7 protein-coding genes and 1 pseudogene are annotated in these 9,894 nt (G+C 65.5%); 4 read left to right on the forward strand and 4 right to left on the reverse strand.

Features of this window, described 5'->3' with window-relative positions; genetic code table 11:
* On the reverse strand, positions 1-1,195 hold a 1,195-nt coding region (locus Mlute_RS12385; protein WP_119360933.1), incomplete at its 3' end, for an MFS transporter.
* A gap of 166 nt (positions 1,196-1,361) precedes the next feature.
* Between Mlute_RS12385 and Mlute_RS12390 the strand changes: the two genes are divergently transcribed.
* Positions 1,362-2,363 (forward strand): TAXI family TRAP transporter solute-binding subunit, encoded by a 1,002-nt coding sequence (locus tag Mlute_RS12390; protein ID WP_119360934.1) that lies wholly within the window; start codon positions 1,362-1,364, stop codon positions 2,361-2,363.
* Between the two features lie 151 nt (positions 2,364-2,514).
* A complete protein-coding gene (locus Mlute_RS12395; protein WP_119360935.1) occupies positions 2,515-4,878 on the forward strand; it encodes a TRAP transporter permease in 2,364 nt (787 codons plus the stop codon).
* Between the two features lie 5 nt (positions 4,879-4,883).
* Here the strand turns inward: Mlute_RS12395 and Mlute_RS12400 are convergent, their stop codons facing one another.
* Genes Mlute_RS12400 through Mlute_RS12410 form a run of 3 tightly spaced genes read right to left on the reverse strand, consistent with a single transcriptional unit; the run spans position 4,884 to position 9,087 of the window.
* Positions 4,884-6,107, reverse strand: coding sequence for a cysteine desulfurase (locus Mlute_RS12400; protein ID WP_119360936.1), 1,224 nt, complete (start codon positions 6,105-6,107; stop codon positions 4,884-4,886).
* Between the two features lie 47 nt (positions 6,108-6,154).
* Entirely contained in the window at positions 6,155-7,807 is a 1,653-nt protein-coding gene (locus Mlute_RS12405) for a dynamin family protein (protein WP_119360937.1), read from the reverse strand.
* A gap of 44 nt (positions 7,808-7,851) precedes the next feature.
* Complete coding sequence (locus Mlute_RS12410; protein ID WP_119360938.1) at positions 7,852-9,087, reverse strand: MFS transporter; 1,236 nt, start codon at positions 9,085-9,087, stop codon at positions 7,852-7,854.
* Between the two features lie 205 nt (positions 9,088-9,292).
* On the opposite strand from Mlute_RS12410, the gene Mlute_RS12415 reads away from it, so the two are divergent.
* Both Mlute_RS12415 and Mlute_RS16205 read left to right on the forward strand, forming a co-directional pair.
* Positions 9,293-9,709 (forward strand): hypothetical protein, encoded by a 417-nt coding sequence (locus Mlute_RS12415; RefSeq protein ID WP_119360939.1) that lies wholly within the window; start codon positions 9,293-9,295, stop codon positions 9,707-9,709.
* 90 nt (positions 9,710-9,799) lie between these two features.
* Positions 9,800-9,894 (forward strand): annotated as a pseudogene (locus Mlute_RS16205) (DNA-binding response regulator); the annotation flags it as partial.

Raw genomic sequence — 9,894 nt, forward strand, 5'->3', positions numbered from 1 at the left:
GGGTGGGGGACAGGGTCTTGGGCCAGGGGCGGCGCACCATCCAAAGGGCTGCGGCCAGGGTCAGCGCCCCCATCGCCCCGATCCCCAAGCGGACCCCCAGGGTTTCGATGAGCAGACCCGATAGGTAAGCCCCCAGGGGCCCCGAGCCCAGCAGGACCATGGAGTAGACCGACATCACCCGGCCCCGGATGCGGTCGGGGGCCAGAAGCTGTACGGTGGTGTTGGCGTTGATGAGGGTGGTGATCATCCCAAGCCCGGCCAGGGCAAAGACAAAGGCTACCCAGCCGGGGGGCAGAGGCAGGGCTAGGGCCAGAAGCGCGAGCCCCAAAAGAGCGCTGCCCAGAACCGCCCGCAGAGGGTGGGCCCGGGAGGCGATGGCCTGAAGGAGGGCGGCCAGAATGGAGCCCAGCCCTACCGCCGACATCAGGAAGCCGAAGCCTTGAGCGTCTAGGCCCAGCTCGAGCCGGGCATAGGCCGGGACGATGGTCTGGAAGTTCATGCCCAGCAGGCTGGTCAGGCCCACCAGCACCACCACCTGGCGTACCAGCGGCTCCCCCCAGACGAACCGCAGGCCTTCCAGCGCATCGGCCACGACCCCGCCCTTTCTCCGTTCCACCGCGAGGCTGGGGGACTTTAGCAGAACCCACAGCAGGGGCACGAAGGAGAGGGCGTTGACCAGGTAGCTCCAGGAGAGGCCAAACCCAGCGATCAGAAGGCCGGCCAGGGCGGGGCCCAAAAGGCGCGAGGTGTTGAAGCCAAAGGAGTTGAGGGCGATGGCCCCGGGGTAGCGCTCCTTACCGGCCAGCTCCACCGTGTAGGCCTGCCGCACGGGCAGGTCCATGGCGTTGAAAAGGCCGTACAGAAAGGCAAAGACCAGGACATGCGGGTAGCGCACCCAGCCGGTCGCGATAAGGATGAACATGCCCAAGGCCAACACCGCCATCCCCCCCTGGGTCAGCAGGAGTAGATTGCGCCGGCTGTACCGGTCGGAGAGGACTCCTGCGGGTAGGGAGAACAGCAGCGAGGGCAGAAACTGCAGGGCCACCACCAGGCCCAGCCGCTCGGCGCTGTGGGTCAGCTCGAGCACCAACCATCCTTGGGTAGCGGCCTGCATCCAGGTGCCCATCTGGGAGAGGAAAAGGGCTATCCAGTAGGCTCGGTACCGGGGGTCGCGCAAAAGGGCCAACGCCAGCACCCGCCCATCATACCCACAAACTGACCCATGGGTCAGTTTCCCTACCCCTTGACATGGGGTGCACACCGGGTAAATTGTCCAAAGCCGGAATCCTGAAACCCTAATCGCAGCAATGCGTAGGCTTTTCCTGTGTTCCTAGAAGGGTCCGGTTTAGGAGGTTCTTGGAATGAAGCTGTGGAGACTAGCGGTACTCTTTTTGGTTCTTGCCCTAAGCGCCGCCATGGCCCAGCAGCGGCCTCGAGTGGTGATTCCCACCGGAAGCACGGGGGGGGTGTTCTTCTTCTATGGGCAGGCCATCGCCAAGATTCTGACCGAGGCCGGTGTGGCCGATGCCACGGCCCAGCAGACCGGGGGCTCCTATGACAACCTGCTCCTTCTACGTGACCGCACCGATCCCCGCTCCAACACCTACTACTGCGCCCTGGCCACCACCGACTCGGCCCTGGTGACCTACACCGGTGAGGAGCCGCGCTTTGCCCAACGCAAGGCCGACATGCAGCGCATCATGTTCTACATGTATCCGAGCCTGATTCACATTGTGACCACCGAAAAGTCAGGCATCAACTTCGTGGGCGACCTGCGGGGCAAGCGGGTCTCCACTGGCCAGCCCGGCTCTTCCACCGAAAACCTGGCCCTGCTGGTCCTCAAAGGCGCGGGCGTGGATGTGCGCGAGTTCGCCAAGCGGGAGCGCCTGCCCGCGGCGGAGTCGGCCAAAGCTCTTTCCGAAGGCACCATCGACGCCTACTTCTGGGTGGGTGGGGTGCCCACCGCCAGCGTGGTGGAGCTGGCCCAGAGCCTGGCCCGCAAGGGTGACCAGATCAAGCTGGTAGACTCCCCGCGCACCGGCCCCACCGCCCAGCTCCTGCTAAAGGAGTTTCCCGGGGTCATTACCACCGGCGTGTTGCCCAAATCCGCCTACGGCACCAAGAAGGATGTTTTCGCCCTCTTTACCGGAAACGTCTTCCTCTGCCCGGCCTCTATGCCCGATGACCTGGCTGCGGCCATTATGAGGGCAGTCTTCAACAACCTGCAGACCCTGGTCACCGCCACCGCTGCGGCCCGCGATACCACCCTGAGGAACACCGTGAACCTCTACAACCAAAAGATGGTGGTGCCCTTCCACCCGGGCGCGGTGCGCTACCTGCGCGAGGTGGGGGCCATCCAGTAGGCCACCCTGCTTCGTGCGCTCCCTCACCCGGTGGGGGAGCTTTTTCTTGGAGAAGAAACGGCTGCTCCTTTGCCCAAAAGACGCCTTGGCTCTTACTTGCAAGGGCTCCAGACGGTATAATCCCGCAAACACATCGCCAAGAGGTTTCGCTATGGAAATACCCCAAGACGCCACCGGTCGCACCACCCGCATGGGCCGGGTTATCTGGTTTGTCCTGTTGGTGGGCGCCTTGTTTAGCCTTTACCTGGTGCTTCACCCCTTCACCCCTCTGAGCCGGCTGGACATCAGTATCCTGGACCAGGTGCAGCTACGGCGGGCCACCCACGTGCTCTTGCTGCTGGTGGCGGGCTACCTCATCACTTCCCGCCTGCCGGGGGCCAGGCGCACCCTGGGTTCCTGGGTCTTCGCCCTCCTCACCCTGCCCTTCCTTTACACCTTCTGGGTGCCCAACGTGCCGGGGGTGGAGATACCCCTCTCGGGCCGGCTGGTGGGCACACTGGCCTGGGCCTTGGCGGTGCTGCCGGCGCTTTTGCCTGCCCTACGCCGCTATGGCGATGTGGCCGCGGCGCTTTTAGCCATAGCCCCCTGGGCCTACCAGGTGCGCTACTACGAGGAGCTGGTCAACCGGGCGGTCATCCCGGCGGGCTGGGACATGAGCATGTCCTTTACCGTCATCCTTCTGGTGCTGGGGCTGGTGAACCGGCTGATGGGCCCGGTGATGCCCTCGCTGGTGTTGGTCTTCCTCACCTACAACATGTACGGCCAGTACGTGCCCGGCACCTTCCAGGGGGCCAAAAACGGCATTGACCTGATCCTGGGCAAGACCTACAACGAGACCGAGGCCGGCATCTACGGCCTTATCACCGGGGTCTCGGCCAAGTACATCGTCTACTTCACCATCCTCTCGGGCCTGATCGGGGCCTTGGGCCTGGGCAAGGTGGTGGCCAACATCGCCCTTTCCCTGGTGGGCCGCACCCCCCAGACCCCGGGCCGGGTCACCGGCATCGCCGCGGTCTTTATGGGCATGTTCAGCGGCTCGGGGGCCGCCGACACCCAGTTTGTGGCCACCCTGACCAAGCCCCTCTACGAGAAGGCCAACTACGACCGGATGATCGCCGCCGGGTTGGTGGCCACCGCCGGCACCATCGCGCTTATCACCCCGCCGGTGCTGGGCAGCATCGCGTTTGTGATGGTGGAAATCCTACAGATCAGTTACCTGTGGGTGGTGGTGATGGCCCTGGGGCCCATGCTGCTCTATTTGCTCGGCATCCTGGCCTTCAACGAGTTCTATGCCCGCAAGGCCAAGCTGCCCCCGGTGGGGGCCGACATCGCCCTGGGCCGGCGCTATGCCCTGCGCTACAGCGTCATCTTCGTCCCCATTCTCCTGATTGTGGTCATGCTCTTTTTGGGGAGCGAGGTGGCCACCGCGGTCTACCTGGCCGCCCTGGCCTTTGTGGTTATCTGCTACCTTGACCCCACCCTGCGCCCTGCGGCCCTAAACGAGGCCATGCGGGGCCCGGCCTACCGCATGGGGCTGCCCTTGGGGGTGGGGCTAGGGCTGCTGGGGGCCCTGCTGCCCCTGCTGATGGGCTGGAACCTGGGCAACATCCCGCTGCTTCCCCTCACGCTGGCGGTGCTGGGGCTTTTGCTGGGCACCTTCTTCTACCCTGCCGCGGCCAGTGGGAGGTTGCGGGAGGCCCTGGAGCCCATCGCCCAGGGCCTGGTGGAGGGTTTCCGCCAGCTTATCCCCATCGGCTCGGCCATCGTGGCGGCCAACCTGATTTTTGGGATGATGGTCATCACCGGCCTGCCCTCCAAGTTCTCCATCTTCTTGGGCCAGGTCTCGGGGGAGAGCCTGCTGCTGGCTACCCTGGTGACGGCCTTCTTCAGCCTGGTGCTGGGGATGGGGGTGCCCCCTACCGCCACCTACGTCCTCACCGCCTCGCTAACCGCCCCGGCCATCATCAAGATTGCCGCGGCCAACTTCCAGGGGTACGGTCTCGAGCCCCAGCAGGCGGTGCTGGCCGCTACGCTGGCCACCCACATGTTCCTCTTCTACTACGCGGTGCTGGCCGACGTGACCCCGCCGGTGGCGCTCTCGGCCTATGCGGCGGCCTCGGTCTTCAAGACCAACCCCCTCCTGACCGGGGTCTACGCGGCCCGGGTGGCGCTGGCCAAATACATCATCGGGTTTTTCTTCCTGCTTTCCTTCACCGGGACGGGATTGCTCGTTTTGCCGGTGTTGCAGAATGTGCCGGGCCTCGAGGGCTGGCTCATCATCCTCGAGCGCTTCTTCTTCACCGCCTTCGCCATCGTCTTCCTCTCTGCCGCCACCGTGGGCTACACCCGCAGGCCCCTGCGCCGCTGGGAGAGCTGGGTGATGGGCCTGTTGGCTTTGGCCCTCTTCTATCCCTACCCCAACCTCTGGATGGCCTTTATTCCCTTTGGCTTGGGGCTGCTCTTCTTCCTGAGGGGTGAGAAGACCGGGACCCCTAACCCCCAGGCCGCAGATTGAGGGCCTTAGAGCCAGTCCTTGAAGAAGTCCCGCACCTTCTTTAGGGCCTCAATGAAGCGGTCTATGTCCTCGTGGGTGGTGTAGATGTAGAAGCTGGCCCGAACGGTGGCGGGTACGCCCAGCCAGCGGTGCAGGGGTTGGGCGCAGTGGTGCCCAGCCCGCACTGCGATGCCCTGCTGGTCAAGGGCGGTGGCCACATCGTGGGCGTGTAGGTGGCCCAAGGTGAAGGGGATCACCCCTCCCCGGTCTGCCCCCCGCGGGCCAAAGGTGCGCACCTCGGGCAGCTCCTCATCCAGCCGCTTTAGCGCGTACTGGAGGAGTTCCTGTTCGTGCTGCCAGACCCGGTTCAGGCCTACCTCCATAAGGTACTCTGCGGCTGCTGCAAGCCCAATGGCCTCGGCCACCGCGGGGGTTCCGGCCTCAAAGCGGGCCGGGGGGGCGGCGTAGGTGGAGCGGTCTAGGTAGACCTCCCCAATCATCCCACCCCCTCCCAGGAAAGGGGGTAGGTTCTGGAGGATTTCTGCCCGGCCCCAGAGCACCCCAATCCCGGTGGGCCCCAGCATCTTGTGGCCGGAGAAGGCGTAGAAATCAGCCCCCAGCTCCCGCACCCGTACCGGCATATGGGGGGCTGACTGGGCCCCGTCCACCACCACCAGTGCGCCCACCGCCCGGGCCACCTGGGCCACCTGGGCCACCGGGTTGACCGTACCCAGCACGTTGGAAACATGGGTCAGACCAACCACCCGCACCCGTTCGGTGAGTAGGTCTTTCAACGAGGAAAGGTCCAGGCGGCCTTCGGGGTGGAGGGGGATGCCCCGAACCACCGCGCCGGTCCGTTCGGCCACCAGGTGCCAGGGCACCAGGTTGGCGTGGTGCTCCATCTCGCTTAGGAGGATTACGTCCCCTTCCCGAAGGTTGCGCAGCCCCCAGGCGTAGGCCACCAGGTTCAGGGCCTCGGTGGTGTTGCGCACGAAGATAACCTCGTGGGCTTGGGCCCCGATAAAGCGGGCCAGGGTGCGGCGGGCCTCTTCGTAGGCCTCGCTGGCTTGGGCCGAGAGGGTGTAGGCCCCCCGGTGGATGCTGGCGTTCTGCTCTTTGTAGTAGCGGGCCAGGGCCTCAATAACCCGTAGGGGCTTCTGGCTGGTGGCCGCGGAGTTCAGGTAGACGAGCTCGGGGTAGCGGGCCAGAAGGGGGAAGTCTTGGCGGAGGTTTTCCAGGGCTTTGGGCATACCTCATTAGGGTAGCCTAAGCAGGCCTAGGGGGTTAGGGGCGGCCCTTACCAAGCACCTAGCTTTTGGCGGAGGGCCTGGGTTTGCTTCAGTAGGGCATCCAGCCGCTCGAGCCGGGCTTGGGTCTGTTCCAGCTGGCTTTCCAGCCGGGCGCAGGGGGCCCGATAAAGGCTATGGAAGCGCTCGCGGGTGTGGCCCAGCTCGGCCTCTAGGGTTTCCCGGAGGGCCTTCTCGAGGGCCTCCTTCAGCTCCGTCAGCCGCTCGCGCAGCCGGGCCTTGGCGGCTTCCTTGCGCCGGGGGAGAATAGAGGTGGCCAGGATGGCCCCAAACAGGGTGGCGAAGATGCCCAAAACGTCTAGGGCGATCTTCTGCGCGACGAGCAGCACGGTGAGCCCCAGCCCCACCACGCCCACCTCCACCAGCGCGGTACTCCGCAGGCTCTCTTGGATGTGGTCCCGGAGCTGGCTGGCCTCGGCCTCGGTGTCAAAGCTGCGCAGGGCCTCCTCCAGGTTGCCCGCGATGGTCCGCGCTTCAGGGCCGCCTTGGACCCCGGGGCGCAGCCCGGGGGCCTCGCGCAGCAGGGACAGGGCGTCTTCCAGCAGTTCACGGTCGCGCTTGGTCAGCCAGTTGAGGGCCTCCAGCACCCGGCGCTCGATCTCCTGGTTGGCCCCCCGCACCACCTCTTCTATGAAGCCCTGCTTGAGCCGGCTGGAGTTCAGCAGCTCAAAGAAGCGGGAAAAGCGCACCTTCTCGTCCAGCCAGCGCTCCCCCCGGGCCCGCACCTCCTCCACCACCTGCAGGGCCAGGGCCACCTGGCCGCCAAAATCGCGGCGGGTCCGCTCCTCGTGGCGGGCCAGCAGTTGGTCAAGCTCGCGGCAGGTGGAAAGCTGCTTCCGGACCTCCCCCAGCTGCTTTTGAAGGGCGGGCTGGGCCGTCTCGAGCTCCCGCACCAGCACCCCTAGAGGGGAGCTTAGCTTGAGCCGGGCGGCTTCCTGGCTGAGCACCTGGCGGATGTGGGCCTCGAGCTCAGGGATACCGCTGCTGGCCTCCTGCCCTTGCCGGGCCCGCCGGGCCGAGGCGGGGAAGATGGGTGGGGTATGCCCCAGGGTCTGCTCGGCCCCCTTTTTCACGAAGGCCTCTACCTCCCGCAGCTCGGCCTCGGTGAGCAGGTCGGCCTTATGGACCACCAGCACCACCTTCTTGCCCCAGCTTTGGATGAGCCGGAGAAAGTCTGCTTCGGACTGGGTGAAGGGCCTATCGGCGCTGGTAACGAAGAGAATAAGGTCGGCGCGGGGCAAAAACCGCTCGGTGAGGAGCTGGTGGTGTTGCAGGATGGCATTGGTCCCCGGGGTGTCCACCAGCCGCAGCTCCTCCAGCAAAGGGTGGGGCAGCTCTATCCGCACCAGGCCGGGCCCCTCGGGTAGCTGCTTAGGTTCGGGGCCGTAGCCAATCAGGTGGATGCGGTCGGTGGTGGGGGTGACCCCCTCCTTTAGAAACTCCCCCCGCAGGAGGGTGTTCAAAAGGGAGGACTTCCCGCTATTAAACTCCCCCACCACCACCAGCAAGAAGGGCCCCTCTAGGTCCAGCAAGGCCTGCTGGATGGCCTCGGTGTTCTGCTCGGCCTTGGCCAGCGCCTCGAGCCCCTGGGCAAGCAGAGCCCGCACTTCCTGGGCCAGGGCCAGCGTTTTTGAATCCAACATGCCCAGTATTCTATCCCACCCGCGAATTGCCGCGTTTTTCCACGCTAGGAGGGCTCCACGGCCCGCGCCCGGTTGCGGCGGATGCGCCAGCCCAGGTAGACCACCGCCACCACCCGCAGCAGCATGGAGGCCAGGATGGGCAGGTGGTAGGGGCTGGGAAGCCCCGTGTGGGCATGCAGGCCGCCCAGGTAGCCGCCCAGCAAAGAACCCAGCAGGCCCCCTAGGGCGTAGGCCATCCAGTACCAGGCCAGGTAGAGCCCGCGCTGCTTTGGGGGGGAGCTTTGCAGGGCCACGTTGGTAAGGGCGGTGTTGATGCCTCCCCAGGCGAAGGCGTCGCAGACCGCAGCCAGCCATATGGTTCCGAGCTGGCCTGGCTCCCCGGCCAACCAGAGGGGGGGCAGCACCAGCGCGGCGACCCCGCTGCTTATGAAAAGCACCTGCCAGTGCCCGATTCGGTCGGCTAGGCGGCCCCAAAGGGGGCTCAGCACCAGCCCACAGCCTGCGGCGATGAAGGTCCAGAGGCCGAGCTGGGTAAAGCTCATACGGGCATGCTCTAGGAAAAGGGGAAACACGAACGGACCGCCCACGCTTACCGCCCCCAGGAACAGCGCCACAAACCCCAGGTACCCGCGGAATTGGCGGTCGGAAAGCGGGTGGGTGAACTCTGCCGGCAGGGGAGGAGCGCTTTGGGAGGGGGGCTCGTACTGCTTTCGCAGGATGAAGGTGGCCCCCACCCCGGCCACCACGGCGGCGAGCAGCACCAGCAGGAAGCCCCAGGGCTTGCCCACCGCGTCAATCAGGCCGCCCGCTGCTAGGTTGCCCAAGGTGCCCACCAGGCCTAGGATTCCGTTTCGAAAACCGAAGTAGCGCCCCCGGACCTGCTCGGGGACCAGGTCGGCCATCCAGCTTGTCCAGAGCACGTTTACCGGCGCCAGAATGAGCTGGGACAGGCCGGCAATGGTCAGCAGGGCTGGAATGTGCCAAGCCTCGGGCATCAGGGGGATGAACAGGGCCAGCACAAGTAGGCCCCGCCCGAAGACCGAAAGATTGGCGCTCAGCTCCCTTCGTCCGCCCCGGATGAAGAGGGCTATGGGCGCGGCCATCTGCCCGGCCATGGGCAGCGCCCCTAGGATGGCCAAGGCTACCGGCGGGGCGCCCAGCCACAGGGCGTACCCGGTCATGACCATCCCGGTGCTCCAGTTGATGAAGAGGACGGCCAGCATTCCCTCCCAGATGGCCAGGTTTTGCGAGCGGCGGGGCTCGCCTTTGGGCGGCGTCACGAAGGCCCATTATTGACCGCCGGGTCGGCTTTGGGAAGGGATGGTGAAGGAAATTGCCGGCTGGGGTGTTGCGCACCCTTCTGGACGGGAAGACCCCTTGTTTGGGGGCTACACAGCGCCTACACCTGGGCTGTGCGGAAACTTCACGGCCCTCCTCTACGTTTTTCCTTGGAAGGGTCAAGGCCTTTCCAGAAGGAGGAACCTAATGAAAAAGCTTTTGATTCCCCTCATGTCCGTTTTGGCGTTGGGCCTCGCGACCGCTCAGGGCGCTCAGCCCACGGTGTCCCAGGCTTCGGTGACCCTGGTGCGCTGGGTGGAGGTTCTGCCCCAGATGGTGCGCTGGGAAGACCTTGGCGCGGGGCGGGCCCGCCAGATTTACCAGGCCCTCGAGGGGCTGAGCTACGGGTTTACCCCAGAGGAGGCCCAGGCGGCCGTAGAGGCCCTCCAGCAGCTCCTGCCGGAGGACCTGCTGCAGCAGCTTGACCAGGCTGCCGCCCAGCTAACCCGTGGCGAGGACGCCCTCCTCTACTTCTCGGCGGCCGATTTTGAGGCGGGCCTGCGCGCCTTGTTGTCGGGTGCTTTTGCGGCCGCGGAGAACGGCGGGGTTGAGCCCGGTGAGTAATTCTTGAAATCTACACAAACCCCACCCCAGCCTTTCACAAGGCTGGGGCAGACTTCTTTCGTGGCAACACCTGGCGATACACTGGACGCGGTGGCGCTGGTACTGGTGGTTGAGGACGAGCCGGAGATTGCCGAAATCCTGGAGAGCTACCTGCGCCGGGAGGGTTTTCGCACCGAGCGGGCCAG

The organism is Meiothermus luteus, from assembly GCF_003574085.1.
Classification (GTDB): Bacteria; Deinococcota; Deinococci; order Deinococcales; family Thermaceae; genus Meiothermus; species Meiothermus luteus.

Excerpts from the sequence above, each read along its gene's own strand:
- Mlute_RS12395 (WP_119360935.1), top strand. The coding sequence starts at position 2,515 with ATGGAAATACCCCAAGACGCCACCGGTCGCACCACCCGCATGGGCCGG.
- Mlute_RS12405 (WP_119360937.1), bottom strand. The coding sequence starts at position 7,807 with ATGTTGGATTCAAAAACGCTGGCCCTGGCCCAGGAAGTGCGGGCTCTG.
- Mlute_RS12390 (WP_119360934.1), top strand. The coding sequence starts at position 1,362 with ATGAAGCTGTGGAGACTAGCGGTACTCTTTTTGGTTCTTGCCCTAAGC.
- Mlute_RS12400 (WP_119360936.1), bottom strand. The coding sequence starts at position 6,107 with ATGCCCAAAGCCCTGGAAAACCTCCGCCAAGACTTCCCCCTTCTGGCC.
- Mlute_RS12415 (WP_119360939.1), top strand. The coding sequence starts at position 9,293 with ATGAAAAAGCTTTTGATTCCCCTCATGTCCGTTTTGGCGTTGGGCCTC.